Origin of the sequence: Paenibacillus castaneae, from assembly GCF_002884445.1 — a bacterium.
In the GTDB taxonomy this organism is placed as follows: Bacteria; Bacillota; Bacilli; order Paenibacillales; family Paenibacillaceae; genus Pristimantibacillus; species Pristimantibacillus castaneae.
Map to the genome: position 1 here is coordinate 3,359,426 of NZ_KZ614144.1, position 20,926 is coordinate 3,380,351.

Annotated in this window: 18 protein-coding genes and 1 pseudogene; 7 read left to right on the forward strand and 12 right to left on the reverse strand. The window is 42.5% G+C overall.

Annotation, left to right across the window (positions count from 1 at the left end):
• The first annotated feature begins 228 nt into the window (after positions 1–228).
• Complete coding sequence (locus CEF13_RS15120; RefSeq protein WP_102711613.1) at positions 229–1,455, forward strand: RNA polymerase sigma factor; 1,227 nt, start codon at positions 229–231, stop codon at positions 1,453–1,455.
• Between the two features lie 202 nt (positions 1,456–1,657).
• Here the strand turns inward: CEF13_RS15120 and CEF13_RS15125 are convergent, their stop codons facing one another.
• Complete coding sequence (locus tag CEF13_RS15125) at positions 1,658–2,749, reverse strand: polysaccharide deacetylase family protein (RefSeq protein WP_102711614.1); 1,092 nt, start codon at positions 2,747–2,749, stop codon at positions 1,658–1,660.
• A gap of 367 nt (positions 2,750–3,116) precedes the next feature.
• Positions 3,117–5,390 carry a beta-glucosidase family protein gene (locus CEF13_RS15130; protein WP_102711615.1) on the reverse strand — a complete coding sequence of 758 codons (2,274 nt, stop codon included), beginning with the start codon at positions 5,388–5,390 and terminating at the stop codon, positions 3,117–3,119.
• Positions 5,391–5,544: 154 nt separating this feature from the next.
• On the opposite strand from CEF13_RS15130, the gene CEF13_RS15135 reads away from it, so the two are divergent.
• On the forward strand, positions 5,545–6,804 hold the full coding sequence (locus CEF13_RS15135; RefSeq protein WP_102711616.1) for a helix-turn-helix domain-containing protein: 1,260 nt from the start codon (positions 5,545–5,547) through the stop codon (positions 6,802–6,804).
• 114 nt (positions 6,805–6,918) lie between these two features.
• Here the strand turns inward: CEF13_RS15135 and CEF13_RS15140 are convergent, their stop codons facing one another.
• From CEF13_RS15140 to CEF13_RS15155, 3 genes are all read right to left on the reverse strand, one after another.
• Positions 6,919–8,193: a DHHW family protein gene (locus CEF13_RS15140; RefSeq protein WP_102711617.1), complete on the reverse strand. Its 1,275-nt coding sequence runs from the start codon at positions 8,191–8,193 to the stop codon at positions 6,919–6,921.
• Positions 8,194–8,227: 34 nt separating this feature from the next.
• A complete protein-coding gene (locus CEF13_RS15145) occupies positions 8,228–9,634 on the reverse strand; it encodes an MBOAT family O-acyltransferase (RefSeq protein WP_102711618.1) in 1,407 nt (468 codons plus the stop codon).
• A gap of 274 nt (positions 9,635–9,908) precedes the next feature.
• Positions 9,909–10,322: a MerR family transcriptional regulator gene (locus tag CEF13_RS15155; RefSeq protein WP_102711620.1), complete on the reverse strand. Its 414-nt coding sequence runs from the start codon at positions 10,320–10,322 to the stop codon at positions 9,909–9,911.
• A 205-nt stretch (positions 10,323–10,527) separates the two neighbouring features.
• Between CEF13_RS15155 and CEF13_RS29275 the strand changes: the two are divergent.
• Both CEF13_RS29275 and CEF13_RS15165 read left to right on the forward strand, forming a co-directional pair.
• Positions 10,528–10,623, forward strand: a pseudogene (locus CEF13_RS29275) (carboxymuconolactone decarboxylase family protein); the annotation flags it as partial.
• A gap of 64 nt (positions 10,624–10,687) precedes the next feature.
• Positions 10,688–11,077: a cupin domain-containing protein gene (locus tag CEF13_RS15165; RefSeq protein ID WP_244917160.1), complete on the forward strand. Its 390-nt coding sequence runs from the start codon at positions 10,688–10,690 to the stop codon at positions 11,075–11,077.
• Between the two features lie 62 nt (positions 11,078–11,139).
• On the opposite strand, the gene CEF13_RS15170 is transcribed toward CEF13_RS15165, so the two are convergent.
• The 4 genes from CEF13_RS15170 to CEF13_RS15185 form a co-directional block, all read right to left on the reverse strand.
• Positions 11,140–12,672 carry a glycoside hydrolase family 43 protein gene (locus CEF13_RS15170; protein ID WP_102711622.1) on the reverse strand — a complete coding sequence of 511 codons (1,533 nt, stop codon included), beginning with the start codon at positions 12,670–12,672 and terminating at the stop codon, positions 11,140–11,142.
• A gap of 230 nt (positions 12,673–12,902) precedes the next feature.
• Positions 12,903–13,622: a GDSL-type esterase/lipase family protein gene (locus tag CEF13_RS15175; protein WP_208414780.1), complete on the reverse strand. Its 720-nt coding sequence runs from the start codon at positions 13,620–13,622 to the stop codon at positions 12,903–12,905.
• Between the two features lie 84 nt (positions 13,623–13,706).
• Complete coding sequence (locus CEF13_RS15180) at positions 13,707–14,090, reverse strand: VOC family protein (RefSeq protein ID WP_102711623.1); 384 nt, start codon at positions 14,088–14,090, stop codon at positions 13,707–13,709.
• A gap of 461 nt (positions 14,091–14,551) precedes the next feature.
• Positions 14,552–15,376: a phytanoyl-CoA dioxygenase family protein gene (locus CEF13_RS15185; RefSeq protein ID WP_102711625.1), complete on the reverse strand. Its 825-nt coding sequence runs from the start codon at positions 15,374–15,376 to the stop codon at positions 14,552–14,554.
• Positions 15,377–15,514: 138 nt separating this feature from the next.
• On the opposite strand from CEF13_RS15185, the gene CEF13_RS15190 reads away from it, so the two are divergent.
• From CEF13_RS15190 to CEF13_RS15200, 3 genes are all read left to right on the forward strand, one after another.
• Positions 15,515–16,399, forward strand: a complete 885-nt coding sequence (locus CEF13_RS15190) for an AraC family transcriptional regulator (RefSeq protein WP_102711627.1) — start codon at positions 15,515–15,517, stop codon at positions 16,397–16,399.
• Positions 16,400–16,524: 125 nt separating this feature from the next.
• On the forward strand, positions 16,525–17,427 hold the full coding sequence (locus CEF13_RS15195) for a phytanoyl-CoA dioxygenase family protein (RefSeq protein ID WP_102711629.1): 903 nt from the start codon (positions 16,525–16,527) through the stop codon (positions 17,425–17,427).
• A 329-nt stretch (positions 17,428–17,756) separates the two neighbouring features.
• Positions 17,757–18,788 carry an FUSC family protein gene (locus CEF13_RS15200; protein WP_102711631.1) on the forward strand — a complete coding sequence of 344 codons (1,032 nt, stop codon included), beginning with the start codon at positions 17,757–17,759 and terminating at the stop codon, positions 18,786–18,788.
• Here the strand turns inward: CEF13_RS15200 and CEF13_RS15205 are convergent.
• Genes CEF13_RS15205 through CEF13_RS15215 form a run of 3 tightly spaced genes read right to left on the reverse strand, consistent with a single transcriptional unit; the run spans position 18,746 to position 20,924 of the window.
• A complete protein-coding gene (locus tag CEF13_RS15205; protein WP_102711633.1) occupies positions 18,746–19,375 on the reverse strand; it encodes a nucleotidyltransferase family protein in 630 nt (209 codons plus the stop codon). The two genes, CEF13_RS15200 and CEF13_RS15205, sit on opposite strands and share 43 nt — an antisense overlap.
• A complete protein-coding gene (locus CEF13_RS15210) occupies positions 19,372–20,409 on the reverse strand; it encodes an XdhC family protein (RefSeq protein WP_102711635.1) in 1,038 nt (345 codons plus the stop codon). The genes CEF13_RS15205 and CEF13_RS15210 overlap by 4 nt, the downstream gene beginning before the upstream one ends.
• 44 nt (positions 20,410–20,453) lie before the next feature.
• On the reverse strand, positions 20,454–20,924 hold the full coding sequence (locus tag CEF13_RS15215; RefSeq protein WP_102711637.1) for a (2Fe-2S)-binding protein: 471 nt from the start codon (positions 20,922–20,924) through the stop codon (positions 20,454–20,456).
• Between the last annotated feature and the right edge of the window lie 2 nt (positions 20,925–20,926).

Genomic DNA, 20,926 nt, shown 5'->3' on the forward strand with positions numbered 1-20,926 from the left:
CTGGAGTCAGTATAGTTATTTCACTCATTTGGATACCTCCGTATTAAATATGACTTTCGATTAATTCTCTTAGACTAACATCCAAAGTTATCCTGCCAATCCCTATAAGTTATATTCTCGGTTACCATCATCAACTTTTCGTCACTCAAAAATATTTTTTACTTGTGTGTGGCTTTTTATCTCCTTGCGGTGTCTAATTGTATGTAAGGTCAAGAGGAGGTTCTTACAATGTCAGGAGCTCACGACAAAAGCCCTGTTTATCCGGATGAACAGGGCAATATCAAAAAATTTGAAATCACCTATTATCAATATCGTAATAGAATTCGTAAATATCTCTCATTGAAAGTAAATCCTATGGTTGCGGATGACTTAACACAACAAGTGTTCTTAAGGGCAATAGAAAACATTCATACTTTTAAAGAAAATTCCAGTTTATTCACTTGGATTTTCAAAATTGCTGAGAATTTAGTAAAAAATGAATTTCGAGCTTTATCACGAAAAAAAGAAATCCCATATGATTTTACAGGTTACGAATCACAATCCATTTCTCTTGATTTTGCAAAGTATGTTGAAATTAGGATTGATATTAGTTCTGCATTAAAAAAACTAAATGAGCTAGACCAACAGATTATTTCATTACGTTTTTTTGTAGACTGTACATTATCGGAAATTTCCAAGATCGTTGGAATGCGCGAGAGTGCAGTAAAGAACAGGCTGTACCGATCATTAGAGAAATTAAGAAGAGATTTAAAAGAATGGGGTGACATTGCCATAATGTCTATTCAAGATATGATATCAATAGTAAATAAAAGTGAAACAAATGACATGAATGATAGTCTGAAGAAGGTTCATCACGACTTATTTAACGAGCTTAAGGATAATGTTGAAAGAATTTCATTGAAGTATAAACATCAGCCATCCAGAAAAATTATCATTGAAATATATCCTGATCTTCCGACCTTCCATCAAGCTGTAGGAGAAGAAAATGCTCCCAATTGGTTCATGGGCACTTTTGAGGACAATTATTTGAAAATTGTTTCTCCATTGAATCCTGGACCAGAGCATACGTATCAATCCATTCTTACATCCACCGTACACTTGTTCACAATGTGGTTAATCACTGACATCAATCCACTTGCTCCAAAATGGGCGCGTCAGGGTATTGGAGGATATGAGGCAAAAGGAATGAGCAAAGAATTCATTAAGGACAGTACTTTAGATACGCTTCATAATCTGGTTATTCCGTCCTTTCAAGAGTTAGATAATGATACTTGGGATTTTGAAACAATGAAAGGATTTCAATTTTCATATTTAATTGTGGAGTTCATTGTTGAAAATTATGGATTGGATGCGTTAAATAAAGTGATTAGAAATCCCAATGGTTTTAATGAAATTTTTCAACGTTCTGAGAAAGAGCTGCACGAGCAATGGGTGGAGTATATAAAAAACAAATAGTATTGTTTCTCCTGATCGGATTCCTCTCTCTCCAGACATGAATGAAAAGAATCCTCGAGTCCAACTTGGTAGTTATAGATGAAATTTCATGGATACCCACAAAAAAATCCCAGCGGAGAAGATCCCGCCGGGATTTCATTTTACAAAATGAACTCAATTCAAATTAAAAATTACAATTAGCTCAAATACTGCTTCGTGCTTCTTACTGGATTTCCAAATAATCAATGTAAGCATCCCATGTCCCGTTATCGGCTGTTACAATGAGCTCAATCACTTGATTTCCGGTTCCATGACTGACATTGTTTATCGTATACACCGCAGGACTGCTCCCGCCGAAGTAGAAGGTCCCCTTCGTCTGTCCGCCAATTTTCAAGTCGACTTTAGCCATATTGGAGTTATTCGAAGCACCACGGAGTGAAAAATTATGGGTGCCGGTCGTGAAACTCTGTGTGTATTTCACGGAATCATTGTTGGCATATAAAGCGACTCCGGCGAACGGCGAGCTGATATTCCCAGTGTACTGACCGCTTTTGGTCATACTCTCGGCTTCCACTCTCGTAACTGTGCCTGTTGGAGGAGTAGTACCTCCACCTCCGCCCGGGTTGCTTCCGCCGTCAGGCGCGACCGCCCGGCCGGTACTCGCCGAGATCATGCCAGAGCAAAGGCCACGGCTCTTGAGGTTCTGCGCTATCTGGGGGACCGCTTGGATCGTAGTCTGGTATTGATCGTGCATCAGGATCACGTCGCCGTTTTGCAGCCTGCCCGCGGCTGCTACGATCTGGGCGGTGGTGGCGCCGTTCCAGTCCTGGGAGTCAATGTTCCACACCACTTCAGTAAGCCCGTTTTGAGCCTCGATGGATTTCAATGTCGAGTTGGTCTCGCCGTACGGGGGACGGAACAGCTTAGGTGCAGCTCCGGTAGCCGACTGAATCGCCTGCTGTGTCCGAGTGATTTCCGACGACATTTGCGAGCTGGTTAATGTAGTCATGTGAGGATGCGTATACGAGTGATTGCCAACCCACATACCTGCGCTCACTTGATCCCGCACAAGTGACGGGTAATTTTGCGCGTTTTGTCCGAGGTTGAACATTGTTGCGCGCAAGCCAGCCTGCTTCAGAGCATTGAGCAGAGATGTTGTGTTACTGGCATTTGGGCCATCGTCATACGTCAGACCAACGTATCCGTTCGGGCAGTTGGCATCGGCAGCATTGGCGATAGGCATTATTGGAATGGAGAACAACGAACAGAAGAGTGCCAGAGCAGCTGCCCCTTTTACTAGTTTTTCTTTGAACATAGTAGTACCTCCTCGTAATAAAATGCTAGTATGGCTGTTCTCGTTTTTTAATTGATTTTCCTCCTTTGAGTTAATTTGCATTTAGTCTTACTATGATGCTGTACAGCCCGTAACAGGGCCCTCCCTCACATCCTTCCAAAAATACTTTTGTAAGCGATTACAACGTTTATTTTATCAAAGCATTCTTTAATATTTCACCAGAAAGAATTTAGTTCATACTGTAAAAAGCATAGTTTTCTTGTAAATTCTTACCCTGTCGCCTAGTGTGTCCGAAGAGCATAAGAAAAGCATCATCGAAAGATGATGCTTACTTCTCGAATGGCTGCTCGCCATCTATGGTTGATGGAGATAGGGATTCCTCGCTTATTTAGGGTTGATTTAGTTGCTGCAACAGTCCATTCAGCATCTCTTCCGTAAATACGCCTTGACTGAAAGAAACAAGCGCACGCAGCGGCATATATTTCATCATCGCTTCCATCATTTCCATACCTTCTTGTTCCGAGTCCAGCGAGATGCCCATGCCTTCCTGTAGCTTCTGAATTAGGCCTTGAACAATCGGCGCCTTATCTGCATTCTTCATCAGATCGCCAAGGAGCGAGTTGCGATGATACTTAACGTTAAGCTTCGTACTTGAATGCACATAAATCGTTTCCTGCAGCTCGATTGCTTCTGACGAACGGCCTACAATAATCGTAAATTCGCCGGTTTCAACATGCCAATCGTTTAGATCAGTGTTAAAGTATGCGAAAGCGCGCTTGTCTAACGAGAAGATTACCTTCTTGCTCTCGCCTTGCTGGAGCTCAACCTTCGCGAATTGCTTCAGCTCTTTAGCCGGACGAATAACAGTGCTCTCGACATCTCGAACATACAGCTGCACAACTTCCTTACCGGCGCGTGTTCCCGTATTTGTAATCGTAACGAAAACCTCTACATTCTCTGTGTCCATGATTTGTTTGCGTGATGCAGACAAATCCGAGTATGCGAAGGTCGTATAGCTGAGTCCATGTCCGAACGGAAACAGCGGCTTCACCTGCTTTGTATCGTAGTAGCGGTAGCCGACGAAGATGCCTTCGCGATACTCCACGCGGTCGGCTTCACCTGGGAAAAACAGGAATGAAGGATTATCGCTGAGCTTCTGCGGGAATGTCTCGGCCAGTTTGCCGCTTGGATTCACGATGCCATAGAGCAGATCAGCGATCGCGCCGCCTACAGCCTGCCCGCCTAGATAAGCCTCCATAATCGACATCACACAGTCCTTCCAGGGCATATCTATGGCAGAACCGTTCATGAGCACGACTACGATATTTTTCTGTACGCGGGAGATCACTTCAATTAATAGGTTTTGGTTTTCAGGAAGGCTCAAATGTGTTCGATCATAGCCTTCGGACTCATAACGATCCGGCAAACCTGCGAATAAGATGGCGACGTCGGCTTCCCCGGCCGCTTTCTCGGCTTCCACAAGCAAGGCTACGTCCACCAGATCGTTATCCAGCGAATAGCCTTTAGCATAAACAATTGTGGATGAAGATCCAGCAAGCTTCTTGATCTCTTCGAGCGGCTCATCCAGCTGCGTCGGCGTAATATGGGAGCTTCCTCCGCCCTGATATCTCGGTTTTGCGGCGAATGCCCCGATAACTGCTACCTTGTTTCCCTGTCCCAGCGGCAGCAGCTGATTCTCGTTCTTCAGCAGCACCATGCTCTCCGAAGCTACCGTACGGGCAAGACGATGGTGTTCCTCCTGATCATAAACCGCGTTATCTTTCTTCTGATCCACACTCATGAAGATAATGCGAAGAAGTCGTTCAATCGCACGATCGAGCGCTTCCTCGGACAATTTCCCGGTTTTGACTGCTTCGATGACTTTCTTATCGCCTACGCCGCTGCTTGACGGCATCTCCAGCTCAAGACCAGCAGCAAGTGCCAGATCCCGCTCGTTGACCGCTCCCCAGTCCGAAACGACAAAGCCTTCATGTCCCCACTCATTCTTTAAAATGTCTGTCAGCAAAAATTCATTCTCAGAGGCATATTGTCCATTAACCTGATTGTAGGAACACATTACAGTCCAAGGCTGACCTTTCACGACGGCCCCCTCGAAGCTGGCAAGGTAAATTTCACGCAATGTTCGCATATCGACGACGGCATCAACGGACATCCGCCGATGCTCCTGATTGTTAACTGCGAAATGCTTCAGCGATGTACCGACGCCTTGGCTTTGCACACCTTGAATATGGCTTGCCGCCATTTCTGAAGAGAGATAAGGATCTTCTGAGAAATATTCGAAGTTCCGTCCACACAGTGGGGAACGTTTAATGTTCACGCCAGGACCCAGCAGGACGGCCACATTCTCGGCTTGGCACTCCTCTCCAAGCGCAACGCCAACTTTGCCGATCAGTTCCCTATCCCACGAGCTAGCGATTCCAGCTGCGGAAGGAAAACATGTAGCTGGAACGCTGTCGGAAAGACCTACATGATCGGCAGAGCCTTTCTGTTTACGCAAGCCATGCGGTCCGTCCGTCACCATAATGGACGGTATACCAAGACGTTCAATGCCTTTTAGATGCCAGAAATCGAGTCCGGAGCAGAGTCCTGCTTTTTCTTCTAATGTCATTTGCGCAATAAGCGCTTTCAAATCACGCTTCATATGGATTAATCCTCCCGAATGGTTTTTCGAATCCTCTTCATTATAGAATGCTATTTTTCTGTTTTATGGTAAAATTAACGGAAAAATAGTATTTAACATTGGTAAACGATAACATTGCATTTAAAAAATCATACGAAATGAAGGTGAAAACGTCATGATCTCCCTATCCACCGATTCAAACCCTTCTTCCATGTGCAAGCTAATTCATGAAAGCATCCTGCTGCCTGTCTTTTTCATTCAAGCTGATGAGATGAAGCTTACTGACTCCTACGGCGGGCATGATCTGATCAATCCGCTGTTCACCACTCACGAGAACCTCATCCGTTCTATTATCAACCATGTTAAAGTGACGGATTATCCTCTTATTCAAACCTCTCAAGCTACAGAACAGTTTATTATTGTTCCCGTCAAACGAATGGGCAATTGGCTTGGCACTGTCGTGATTGGCCCAACTCTTGCTCAAGTTCCGTCAGACGAGACAATCGCCACTATTGTGAATGACCTTAAACAAACCTATCAACAGACACAATGGAAGGAATATCTGCACCGTCTCCCATTCGCCTCCGGGCCTAGACTGCTTCATATCAGCGTTCTGGCTCACCTCGTTCTCAATGGACAAGTGCTCGATATGACCACCGTGATTGAGAACCATTTCCGGTTCGAGAAGCATCCCGAGCCCGAAAGACTAATTCAAATAGAACTTTCCTTCCGGAAGGAATTTTCAATTTATCATACGATGCTGGATGTCGAGAGGCTGCTTCTGCAGCATATCAGGAATGGAAATAAATCCGCACTGCTTAATATGATGGGTACTACCGCATTTGAGGATGCAGGTGTTTTATCTAAACACAGCCATCTTCGTAGTCGTAAAAATCTGGCCATTTGCGCGATAGCCATCGCAACGCGAGCAGCTATGGACGGCGGATTATATATGGAGCTTGCGTACACTTTGAGTGATTTGTACATTCAACACATCGAGGAACTAAACGATACGAGGAGCGTTGAGGTTGCAATGGCTGATGCGATGCTTGATTTCGCGGATCGCGTCCACTTGACCAAGAAAAGCCGTCTATCGAAACCTGTCGCGGCCTGCCAGGAATATATTTTCAATCATTTGTATGAAGAAATCCCACTAAACAAGCTTTCCGAGAGCACCGGGCTGAACGCTAATTACCTTTCCAATCTGTTCAAGAAAGAAACAGGAATGACGATCAGACAGTTTATTCAGCGAGAACGTGTTGAGGAAGCGAGAAATCTGCTCTATTACACCACTGACCCTATTTCGATGATTGCTTCGCGGCTTAATTTCTATGATCAAACGTACTTCATAAAGGTTTTCAAGAAGCACATCGGCACCACCCCTAAGCAATATCGCAATAAAAAAATCATATCTACTATTCATCAGCTTCAATAAGACTATCGTCCCCCTTAGAATTCCTGTGAACGAGCAAGAGCCCTTTCCTCCCTATTACAGGATGAAAAGGGCTCTTGCTGTTAGCAATGGTTTAAGAGTTACATAATTGTCGTTCTATTTCTCAAAATCATAAGTGCCGCTAAACAGATTATCGTCGTGAAAAGCAATGATTAACATATCATAATGTTCACTCGTTAGTACATTTCGCAAGCTGAATTCCGAATAATAACGATTATCGAGAACAGTTAGTTTGTTGAAATGTTGGGCTAAGTAAGGCGTAATTGGATTCATAAACGAATCTTTAAGCAACAGGACATTTAATTGATTGTTAGCTTGCGGATTTTCATAAGCAATTTTTTGTCTGTCGCCTCCATAAATGGTCCCATAAGCATACGTACTTCGCCCTCTTTTGAACCCATAGAAATCATTAAAGTCCGTGACGGTTTGTGTGCCATCCTTATTAATGACTTGGAAATTCGCAAATGTGAAAGATATTTTAGGCTCATAAATAATCGTTCGATCTGCCTTCTTCGGATTTATTACATAATTGAACTGATTATTATAACTGCCTTCGAATTTACCGTCTATCAATTGAGAAATGTTGATCTCGCTCAGAGACATGGGCTTGTCTTCGAATATAGGCGACCTGTTAGAGATTTGAGCAATCATTTCCTGATACGCGGTGAAGGCACCTTTCACATTCCAATGATGGTCGGTCTCCAAGTACATTTCTTCCAGCTCAGCATTCGTAAACGTATCGAACTTTTTCCCAACATCAACGACGTTAATCGATTTATCGAGCTTAGACAAAAAATATTGTTTGGACTTGATATAAGAATCGGTTCGCAAATAGGTAGGATACAAATGCATTAATGCTTTGGTCCTCGACGGGTTGAAGACGAAATAGGTTTCTGTTCCTTGATTCTCGGCAAATTTCACCGCTTCGTTTAATTTGGCAGTCGCAGAATCAATATAATTGGTGTAAACAATTTTGCTTGGAACTGGCAAAATCCACTTATTATTGGTCACCACAAGCTTGGACACAATACGTGAATCCGTGACTTCTGTTCCATCCTCCGGTTTCAGCGTAGCATTAGAGTGAAGCATATTTTCGAACAGCATGGAGTTGAACATCTTGGAATACTGCTGCTTCTGATACATTCTAACCATCTCATCACGGAAAACAATCTGGTCATTCAAATACTGATTCATATCTTCAAAGAAGCTACGTGAGAGTAAGGAATCAGCTCTGAAAGCAGGCAGTTGGCTTAATGTTCTATTCTCGCTGGCGGAGAAATTTCTATCCGGTATGATAAGGCTGGCAAATGAGAAACCGAAAATAACAGCTAAAAAGGCAACCATATAAGCAATTGAAATAGATTTATTCACTTCGATACTCCCTTGATGTCTTTGATGTAACAATTTAGAATCTGAAATACAAGAAAGGGTTATACGTTGAATTAATCAGATACAAGATCACTTCCGCGAATAAGAAAAAATAGAAAAGTAATGCAATAACCCCTTGTACTTTGGTGATCGACTTGTTGAATTGCAGCTTCTGCAGCTTCGGAAATACTGGCATAGCAACTATAATAGCAATGGCATAATGGAACCAATTCAAAGATAGCAGCGAGAGTGCTTGAGCATCGAATAGCTCTTCGCCACGGGAATAGAACATGGCAGCAATGAAATCTGTTGCGTAGCCAAAGTTGTCAGCGCGGAAGAACACCCACCCTATCATGACAAGCAGCAGCACAACAACATGATTGAATGGATAAAGTTTAGAAAGCAGCTTCTCTAAGCCCGCTTTTTCTAAAGCGATAAGAATACCGTAGTATACGCCCCAAGCAATGAATGCCCAGCTAGCTCCGTGCCAAAACCCCGTTAGTGCCCACACAATAAACAAGTTGCGATACATCTTCCATCGAGCAACTCTGCTTCCGCCGAGCGGGATATACACATAATCTCGGAACCAACTGCCAAGCGAGATATGCCAGCGTCTCCAGAATTCCGAAATGCTCTTAGCTATATATGGATAATTGAAATTCTCTGCAAATTCGAACCCGAACATCTTGGCTAAACCGATTGCCATATCGCTGTAGCCTGAGAAATCGAAATAGATTTGTAACGTATAAGCCATAATGCCAATCCATGCGCTGCCGGTTGAAAGGTCCGTTGTAGACGTCATGAACACGGTATCCGCTACAGCTCCGAGAGGGTTGGCTAATAGTATTTTTTTGGATAATCCTAGAATAAATCGTTGAATCCCCTCAGCGAATTGTGTGGAAGAGAATACCCGTTTGCTTAGCTGATTAGCGACAGCATTGTAACGAATAATGGGACCTGCTACAAGCTGCGGGAAAAAAGTAATATAAAGTGACAATTTGAAAAGATTTCGTTGTGCTTTTTCTTTTTTTCTATATACATCAATTAAATAACTGAGCGCATGAAACGTATAAAAAGAAATGCCTATTGGCAGTGGTATCGGTTGCAACTGAAGATTCGTATTCAAGGTGGAATTAATGATATCAACGATGAAGTTAGCATATTTGAAATAACCAAGAAGCCCGACATTCACAACGATTGCTGATGCTAGAATATAAACTCTCTTGTTCTCGTTGTGCTCCGCCCTATCTATCCAAATCCCATAACCATAGTTAATGAGAATGGACACGATCATTAGAACGACATACGTTGGTTCACCCCAAGCATAGAAGACCAAACTAAAAATCAATAGAATAATATTTTTAAATTTGAATGGAACTGAGAAATACAGAGTAAGAACAAGGGGCAGAAAGAAAAATAAAAAGATGACTGAACTAAAAACCAAAACTGACTTCCCCCTAATGTTGGATTATGCAAGTGATTGCTTGAATTTATGACACAGTACGAAAAGTAAATATAATCATGTGTAAACGAAGGTATCATAAATGCATTTGAACATTATACTCTATGTTCTAGTAATGTTACAAATTAGGAGTCTATCATTTGGCACAATAATACTCGATCTTGAGGTGATTCACCACCTGCAAAAATCACAAAAAAGAGGCTCATGGAAGCTTTTTCTTTATGAAAAAGTTTTCCATCAGCCTCCAAAGCTAATTTTATGATTTCGCTATTTCTTCTTTATCTTTGGGATAAAGGACGAATTCGTATTTATTCCCCTCGAACTGATCTTTATAGAAAACAATCTTACGATTCAAAATATCCAGATTTTGTTGCAAAGCTTGAATCTCTAGTTCCACGAGACGTTTACGCTGTTCAAGTAAATCAAGCCTTTCAGGAATGGTTTTATCACCCATTGCACGCCACTCGGTATAATTCTTTAGCTCTGTCATCGACATTCCTGAAGCTTTCAAATGAAGCAAAAATTGAACCCAGCCGATATCAGAATCGGTAAATACGCGTAAATTATTTTCATTTCGAAGTGGAGTGATTAGCCCTTCCATTTCATAGTATCTGAGCGCACTTTTATTTACACCGACGATAGTTGCAAATTCTCCAATTGAATAAGTCATGCTCCACCTCGTTTTATGTATTTATTTCTACTCATAAGATACACATAAAGCGGACATGAAGCCATTGTTTTTATTTCACTAATAAAAACCAAAGCAACTACACCGTACACATTAAAGTTTCATCGCGTAATTACTTGCATTAAAGTTAACTTGAAGGCCTATACTTAACCTTGAACAAATCAAATTGGATGGGGATATGATTTGTATGGCAGAAAAACAAAAAGCGGGACGCGACTTACTTGGAGAATTCGCGCCAAAATTTGCTGAACTTAACGATGATGTCTTATTCGGTGAAGTTTGGCCAACATTTAATATCGCAAAAGAAATCTATAAAAATTAAAAGAAAGTAGGATTAAATTATGGCAATTGAAAAATTAAACAATAGCACAATCTTTCCATTGGGGAAAAAGGTTGAAGCATACTTTATCGGAGATGCTTACTTACAAATGGTGTTTACCGATGCGACGCCACTCAATGCACCCATCGGGAACGTAACTTTTGCTCCAGGAGCTCGCAATAACTGGCACTTTCATGAAATTGGGCAAGTTTTATTAGTTACTGGCGGAGAGGGTTGGTATCAAGAGGAAGGAAAACCAGCTCAACTACTCAAAACAGGGGATGTAGTGAATATTCCACCACATGTAAAACATTGGCATGGTGCGACAAAAGATAGTTGGTTTGTACACTTAGCGATTACGCCGGGTGAAACGAATTGGTTAGAACCTGTCGATGATGAAACCTATAAAAAACTATAAGCAATTAACGTATCGAATCAATTGATTCGATACGTTAATTTATTTATTTGGGTGGCGCCACCCTATAACACCTTGTATTCAAATTTGGAAAACCCTGCTGCACCGCCAATTTCCTTAGTAGAAAATAAAAACAGACCGATGCGGCACCCCATAAAATGATCCAGCTTATAGACCAAATGGTGTGTAATTCCGAGCTTCACCCATCTCTCACTATCCCAATAGTAGAACAGGCACTCGTCTGTATTATTCACAAAATTACCGTATACCTTCAGCGTAACCTTGTTTTCGTTTACAGGTATCCTCGCATATTCGGTTCCGGGCTTATTGTCTATCAAGTTTCCACCCATCGATCTATCATCCGTGCTTCTCGCCATCATCACCAAATAATATTGACCTGCGTCTTTGGTAAGTGCAATAAAACCATATGTGCTGATTAAGAAACATATGCCAGCATAATCTCCGTCGTTCAGTTCGCTGCCATCCAAAGTAACCATAGCTTCGCATGCTGGCCCCATTGCACGCTGTGTAAGGGTATTAACTGCAAAAGTCAGATTCGGGCTTATTTTCCCAGTTTGTATACGATAGGTTCCCGGCTTATCTGTTACTGACCATAACGCATCATTCGGATTATGATTCCACTGCCAGTTGTTCAAGCTAACCTTTCCAAACGCATCCGGCTCATAGTGAAAATTGTCGCTTCCAACCAGGGGCTTGTATTCATAACCTGGTCTTGTACTCGGGATTTCGATCGTTTTTGGTACCTTGGTGGCGAATACCGGAAAATCATTCTCAAAGCGTAAAGGAACAATTACGGGGATTCTGCCAATGGCACCATGATCCTGAAACAATATAGCGTACCATTCACCATCAGGAGTATCAACAACCCCTCCTTGCGCTACACCTGAATTGAAATATCCCATGTCATCATTAAAGACCTCACCACCGGCAAACTCACCTTCTAAGGAATCTGATACATAACAGGCTTGTGTTCTACGACCATTTGAAGCTGGTGTCATATGGATGAAAAAGGCATAGTATTTTCCATTTATTTTATAGAAATGGGCACCTTCATAGCCGAGATAATACTCCTGCTTCTCTCTAACAATTATCCGATTCAATCCACCTGATTTGGGGCCGGTAAGATCGTCATTTAATTCAATAAGATGAATTTCCGCATTGCCATGAATCAGATAAACGCGGTCATCATCATCAAATAATAACGAGCAATCATGATAGAAGCCTTCTACATACTGCTTTGACCATGGTCCATTAATATGTGCCGCAGTGAACAAATACGTTTTATGGGTGTCATTTGCTACGAAGCATACATAAAAATTGCCCTTATGATAACGAATGGATGCCGCCCACATTCCCTGTCCATAAATATGTTTATCCCCATCTAGACTCTGGGCTGGCGTATGATCCAAAACATCGTATACATGCGTTGCTACTTCCCAATGAATAAGGTCATACGAACGCAAAATGACACAGCCTGGCATCATATGCATGGTCGTACTGACCATATAATATGTATCATCTACCCGAATCACATCAAGATCCGGGTAGTCAGCCCAAATAATCGGATTGGAATACATTTCGTTCCTCCTTTTTTTTAGCCCCTTTTAGCATTATGCGGATATGTCAATGTTGAGCACTTCACCGTGAACCCCCGAAATCGCATTCAATTTATTTAATCATGAACTCACTTGCTTAACTCCTTTATAGGAATTCAAAGAGATCTCGTTCTCGCAGGAATTAACAAAAGGTCTTCCAATGACTCACAACTTCATAGATAAAGTACTTTGTTTGGGTTCAATTGGACAGATTAAAGGTATTTTTGCAAGTTGTTCAAAATAACGGCATATCCGTTTGCGAACATGTGAATCCCGTCATTGGAATATTCCGGCTTTAAATCCCCCTCTGCATTCATCAGTCCCTCGTTCACGTCAATGAATGTATAACCATGCTTGACCGCCAGCTGTTCAATCGCTCTGTTCGCTTCCTGAATAGCTCCATTCGTCCTTTTTTGAAATATCTCTTCCATCGACGCTCTAGGCACAAAAGGAAATTCCGCCTTGGCATTCACGGGATAATAAGCCATAACGTATACCTGGCAGACCGGCAGCCTCTCGGCAATTTTGGTCAAAATTTCATCGTAGTTCGCAAGCAATCGCTCCAGTTCATAGTTCGGTAAGCTGATATCGTTGGTACCGATGTTTATGAAAATTTTGGATGGCTGCAGCTCGAAAATGCATGTATCCACCGACTCCAATAGTTCCGCCGTCACATAACCAGCTATACCCCGATTATAAATGCAGTATTTCTGCTCCAGCATCTGCTGCAGTTCGTTTATCGGGAAAAATTCCATCAGGGAGGAGCCAACGAGCACCGTTTGCCCTTTTTTAGCGAGTTTATTGAGAATTTTATATTTTCTTACCTTATCCATCTTCTCGTCAAGCACTTCCAGTAGAACGGCCGACTTACTCAACTCGTCGTTCTCGGCTGCTTGCGAACAATCATGATTGATCGATGATGTCATTTTCATTCCGTCCCTTCTCATTCTTTAATATTGATCGTCTAAAGGTTGCCATTCTATTTCCTTCATCCAATCGTCTCTTTTTGCCACTAATTACTCTTTTACTGGACCACCAAAACAGAGTCTGTAACCATTAAGGTCTTCTACTAAGAGGTCTCTCATATTGTAATCCATGTTTTCTGATCCGAAAATAATATTCGCGCCTTTTTCTTTAAGTTCCTCATACACAGCATCAACATCTTCAACCCAAATGTAAGTATCCAATACAACCCCAATGAGAGAATTGGGACGAACTGCTCCTTTGTTACCGCTTTCTTTAAATAAGAAATGTACTCCCTCACGCATAACAAACTCACCATCAATCGTGAAACCTAATATATCCCTATAATACTGTTGAGCTTCAGCCAAATCTTTCACAACCATCACATGTGAAGCGTGTTTCATATTTCTTTGCCGTTGCAATATTTGTTCACTCATACTGACTCACCCCTTATGGGAAATTTGAATATTATTTCGATTTATTTGTCCTCAGTAGCAAAATATAAATATCGATTTCCATCAATGTCACTATCCCTTGCATTAGTACCATATTTCCCCAACTAACATACATCAGTCCTACTCATATGTAAACACTTAAAAACGGCCTCAGAAGTAACCTTTATTACACTATATATTCGCTCATTCTGTCGCCCTCCTAATTGATTCCATATAAATAGCTTAACATATAATCGTATTTTAGCATTGTTGCATTAATCTGCCAGTTATTTGAATAAAAGAACCCTTTCACTGCTTAACAGTAAAAGGGTTTGCTTGGTTGTCTCATTTTATTTTCTTTAGCTTTTAGCTAAGTGGAACTTCAATTCCCACCGTTATGTTCCTGGAATTCATCCTCATTGAAATTCCGTTAATTCCTTGTTGCACTCTCACTAGTTTAATGATTATTTGGAATACAGTATCGGGAAGAACTCATTATCGAACTTCTGTCCGAACTGTGGACGTGGGCCGAGCAATCGAACATTATCATGCCGAGCTCTGCCCTCTTTGTAGTAAGTATCTCCAGGCATTAGATGAGCAACTACAGATAACCGTGGCTGATCTGTGTAATTCGTTGACGAGCCATGGAATGTAAGGGCATGATGGAAGCTTGCTTGCCCAGCTTTTAAAATACAAGGCTCCTCTACCCAATCTCGCGTTGCAAATCGCTTCTTCAGCTTCGTCATATCCTGTTCAAAGAAAGTATCGCTTCCCTCAACTGCACCCCACTTATGTGATCCCAAGATTGTCATCATACCGCCATTATTCAGGTCCGTGTCCTGCAATGCAATCCAAACGGTTATCATATTCGCTGTACTGCTTGCGCGCCAATAACCGTAATCCTGATGCCAGCCCACATTTCCTGCTTTTGTTTCTTCCCCTGAAGTACCCGGCTTGTAGATCACTTGATCATGCCACAGACGAATCTCGTCCTCGTTCAACAAATTCGCAGCCATTTCACCTAAATTCGGATCAGTGACGACACTACGAACTTCATCGTTAATCCACCAGCCATTATCAAATTTACGAAGAGCAAATGGATTGTCAGAAAGATTGAAGCCATGAAGAGGCAGACCAGCCCCATCGTAATCTTTATTCCAAATGCGCTCATGCGCTCCGCGAAGAAGCTCGATCGTCTCGTCATCCAGCAATTTAGGACTGATCCAATAACCGTCTTGATCAAACCTCTCTTTATCCGCTGTTGTAATGTTATAAGGAATAACTCCCATAATGGACACCTCATCTTTTCTAGGTCAAAGTGGCTTACAACGTTCATTGTAGACCACAAAATGAGCATTGACTTCCGAGAACCTATCAAATAGGATTGGAAACATAAGAGATCATTAAAAACGAGAAGGAACTTAACAATGGTGAAAATAAAGACTGACACAGCGCGTTGGGTGTATGAATTTCCGGAGTCAAATCAGCTATCCCAAGTACCTGAATTGATCATGCTTGGCTATGACCGCTTTCATGAAGCTTCACCTTTAAACGTCCACCAACATGAACGTTCTTACGAGTTTGTATTCGTGGAAAGTGGAAAGGTCACTTGGGAGGTAGACGGTCACTTATTCCCTTCCCATGCCGGACAGTTCTTCTACACTCAGCCTGGAGAATGGCATCGTGCACGTCTTAATTTCATTGAGCCCTGCAGCATCTGGTGGATGATTATTACGGATCCCTCCGATCATTCCGGCTGGCTAAATTTACTAGATGAGGATCGTATGGAGATTCATCACCAGCTGCAACAACTACCAAGAATCGTATTCGTGGATAGTCGTGTTCGTGAACCATTCAGCAAGCTAAGAGATATTATTGAACATCATGAGTCATTTGCTTCCTGCCGAGTCCGTCATTACGTACTCGATATTATTCTGCAAATACTGAGCCCGTCCTCTAACCGACAAATTCCATTTGATCTCCATGCTGCTATGATTAAATTGACAGAAGCCATCAAAGCAGCACCAGAAAAGAGATGGAATAATAAAGAGCTCGCCGATATGGTTAGCGTAAGCGAATCCCATTTCTATCGATTGTTCCGTGATATGCATGGGCAATCACCGGCTAATTATATCGATCGACTGCGGATGGATCATGCCTGTCAGATGCTCCGTCAGCAAGAGGTCAGCGTCACAACAGTTGCGATGGACCTTGGGTACAAGACCAGTCAGCACTTTTCCACCGTTTTCAAAAAGTTTATCGGACTATCACCCTCTCAGTGGCGCAGAGCTCCTCTTGACCCGTTAGCATAAGAGCCGTGTATCAAAAAACAAATGATACAAGAATAAAAAGATGACTGAAAAACAAGGGAAATTCATATTCATGTAGAATTGGTTTGTGGAAGCGCTTTATTATTTTAAAGACAGGGGACATGTAAATGAGGAGTCAGGTGTTGACGAAGGAACAAATTGATCAATTCATCGAAAAGGGATTCGTCCATTTGAAAGGTGCATTCTCCAGAGAGGACGCTCTTGATGCTCAATCTTATTTATGGGGGAAAGTAGAAGAGAAAACGGGACTCTCCCGAGACGATCGCTCCACCTGGAAAGAAGATATGGTTACTATTCAGGAGAATTATCGGAACGACTCGTTCGATCGGTGCAACACGACACTGTTAGCGGATGCAATCGATGACCTTGTTGGGGCCGACAGAGTGAAGCAACGTTTTGTAAATGAAGAAACCAACGATCTTCCAGGCTGGGGTTGGTGGCCGGTAAATTTTTCCGTCGGTGCAGACTCTTCATGGACAGTGCCCCGAAACAGCTGGCATTGGGACGGTATCCACTTCCGTCATTATGTAGATGCTCCAGATCAAGGCTTGCTTTGTCTTTGTTTGTTTTCAGACATTGAGTTACGCGGAGGCAGCACACTTGTCGTAGAGGGCTCTCATCGACTGGTATCCAAATTCCTCTCTCAGCAGCCTGAGGGTGTTGAGATTGGAGATGGAATTAGAAAATTCTTCGATCAGCATGCGTATTTTTCGGAGCTGACCGGACGGACGAACGATAATCGAAGCACGGAGGAACGAATTGATTATTTCATGAATACCATTCATACGGCTGAAGATGGTACGCAGCTCCGTGTCATGGAGACGCCTGGAAAAGCAGGAGATGTGTTCCTTTGTCATCCCTTCCTAATTCACGCCGCTTCCCCGAACCATAGCGGAAACACCCGATTCATGTGCAACCGTACATCACCGCTTAAGGAGAAGCTGCAGCTAGATCGGGAAAATCCCTCTGAGGAGTCTCCGCTTGAACGCAGCATTCGGATCGCACTGTAAATCCTGTTAAACACGCTCCTATTCAAGTAAGAGTAAACTTATAGGGTGCAAAAAACGGGGTTCTATATCGTTTCCGGTCATAAGTTTAATCGTTCACTAAAAAAGGCAGCGGGTACGCTGTCTTTTTTGCGTAATTCACTTTTCAATATCTTTTGGTGTCCAGTAACATGCTGGAACCTTAGTCGATCATAGGAATCAATTCAACCCATTCTGAATGCTCTTTTCATTTGTTCATGGCTTCCGATCATTTTTGTTGCGTTTCAGGGCAAGTTAATTATATCAACGATGCAGTGGTTATAAAAGGATATCATGAATATGGAGGGTAACAAATGACGAATAAAATGATGGATTTTATCAAATACAAAGGAGTTGTATGGAAAACCCCATTAGCTGCAGCACTGTCATGGGAGCTTGCGGTGTGGGCCGGGTCTAAGCATCCTTACTTAGCTCCTCTGACAGTCATATTGTGTATCCAATTGACCGTTGACAAATCCATACAATTTGCATGGCAGCGAGTCTTGGGGACCATAGCTGGTGTCCTCTTCACTATCTCCATAACACCTTATCTCGGCTTAAACGGCTGGAGTATAGGACTCCTTCTGCTTGTTGGGGCTCTTATCGTAACGTGGCTGAAATTAGATCATGCTATAATGGTCCAAGTAGCTCTCAGTATTTTATTGGTCATGTTCTTTCAGAGCAAGATGCCGAGTTACTCCTTTGATCGGATACGAGATACTGTTATCGGCGCAATCGTAGCTATCGTGATCCATATCATGATCTTTCCTCCCGATTCCGTTAACAAAGCCAAAAAAAAGATGATCCGATTCGCTGATCATTTATCTAGTCATTTTATGAATACTGCAATATGGGTCAAAGAAGGCTGCCCCTCAACTAAAGCTCAAACTTTTCAATTAAAATTACAAACCTTATTTCAAGAACTTCATCAAGCGACAACCGAGTTGGATACAGCTGAGCAAAGTTTGCGATACAATCCGCTAGGTGCCAAAAAACGAAATACTTTGAATGAATTATCCAGACAAATGGATAAACTTAGATCTGGTTATGCCAATCTTGCCGATATGATAGACGTTTTTGCGAAATGGTCCGAAAGCGGTAATTTTGCGAAAGAAAATCAACAAATATGGGCTGATCATTTGTACATATTAGCAGAGCTTGTCAAGGAGTGGAAAAAAGCATTGGATGAACCGAAAACATTTGGCTTGGTTTCCAATACGTCGGCTCTCCAAATAAAAGCGCCTGCTCAAATAGAGAAATACCAGTACCCGCTTGCGTTATACATGGATGCCGAACAAGTCATTCAGGATTTCCAAAATGCGAATTTGTCCAATAAAATCCTGTAATCTTCAGCAGTATCCACATCCATAAACAGGTCTTGCTGGGCAAAATTGATGCATATTCCCGATCCTTCTTTTCGAATAAGATGTCTCGCTCCTTGATCATTCTGTAATCTTAGGAGCTCCGGAAACATTCGCTGTGCAAAAATAACTGGCGGTCTTGCTAAACCGTTGCAGCTTGAGGCAACAAAACCAATGCTGCTGTTTGTTTGAAAACCTTCAAGCAATTCATTGATCATCTCTTTTGTGATGAAAGGTTGATCCGCTAGTAATACCATCACGGCTGCTGCTCCCATCGCTTGTGCTGCTTGTATACCACATCGCAAGGAGTGTGCTTGCCCCAAATGTGCTTCAGGACAGTAAACAACGGACCATTTCCGTTTGATCGGGTTCTGGAGAAATGTGTTGTCCATCCAATCTGCAGCAGCGTCAATTGATATGACGAACACAAAATCCAAGTTGGAGCTCAAAGCCGCAGCTAATGCATAGTTCCCCAAGTGCATAGAACCGAGTGGAAGTCGAAGTTTATTCGAACCCATTCGGGTACTTTGGCCTGCCGCTAAATAAATGCCGACCACATTATTCAGCCTCATGGACAACGGCTTCTTGCTTTTCTATTTCTAAGAGTAAGAATAATTTCTGCAAGAATGCTTACAGCGATTTCCTCTGGCCCCTCTGCCCTAATCGCAAGTCCAACGGGAGAATGAACTTCCATCGAAATCGGCTCACCTGTTAGTAAACGTTCCGTTCTATTTTTCGATCCCAGAATGCCGAGATAACAAAGCTGCCGCTCGGAAAGAAGTCGAACTAACTGCTGATCCCTCACAAAATTATGAGTCATTACAACTGCATAATCGAAAGGTGTAAATTCCATTGTATTTATCGTTTCCTCAGGAAACCCCAATAACAAAGATTCAGCCTCCGGAAAATAACGACGATCACATAAAGCGGGTCTCCAATCGGAGACGATAACGGAAAAGCCGGTGGCTGCTGCAAATGCGGAAAGTGGCCTGGCGTCCGGTCCTGCTCCAAATATGATAAGACGCGGTTTTGGATAATAGGTATGAACAAAAACATCCGATTGAATAGAAGAAATATATCTCTTTCCGCTTCTACACGAATCTTCAGATGACATCAAATCAAAGAGTGACTGTGGAAATTCTCCCCTCCATTCCCCGAACAGCTGCCGATCTCTAGTGAAGAAACCATAATCGGTAACAGAACCATCTGAGCCGTACCTTTTTATGAGCATGACTTCGATTTGATGATCCAAAAAATGCTTCAATGTACATAAATGATCCCTAAACACATCATGTACCGGTTCCATCGTGACATGAACAATACCCCCGCACCCTGTTGCTTCCCCCCAGGAAAGCGGATCCGTTGTTTGCATGTCGAACACGAAGCTGCGAGAAACGTCTGATTCCAAAATATCTGCCACGTGGGACGAAAGTTCAGCCTCCAGACAGCCAGCGCTTAGTACCCCTATTTGTGAATGATCTTCAAGAAATAACATGGAGACTCCTTCTTTACGGTAAGCACTCCCTTCCACATGGGTAATCGTCGCAAGCACGCTTCGTCGGTTGGTACGTTGAATAGTTTCCAGAATACGATGTATTTCTTCCAAATTCGCCCCTCCTCTATTCCTGGAAGGCATGGGATTCCCAATCATTATTTCGGTGTAAAAATGTCCTTCACTGCATGGTGAATTTCTTCATAGGACGTACACCTGCAAATGTTGGATTCCAGCCATACCCGAATGGTTTCTTCATCTGCAATCGGGTGAACATTTCGCAAGCCTTCACAGTTCATAATAAAACCGGGAGTACAGTAACCGCATTGGAAAGCTTGATGTTGAGCAAAGATATTTTGTACTTGAGAGTTCATCAACCCCTCGATCGTTGTGATTTGTTTTCCATCGGCTTCTATGGTAAGCATAAGGCACGATTTCATTGGTTGACGGTTTACCAGAATCGTACACGAGCCGCAGTCACCGTTATCGCAACCGGATTTACTCCCTGTGAGTCCGAATTTGTCTCGAAGTGTATATAGGAGTATGTCCGCCGCTCTTATTCGAATCGTTTGTACCTCACTGTTAATTTCCATTTCAACTGGATACAGAGCAGAATTGTAGGATGACATTC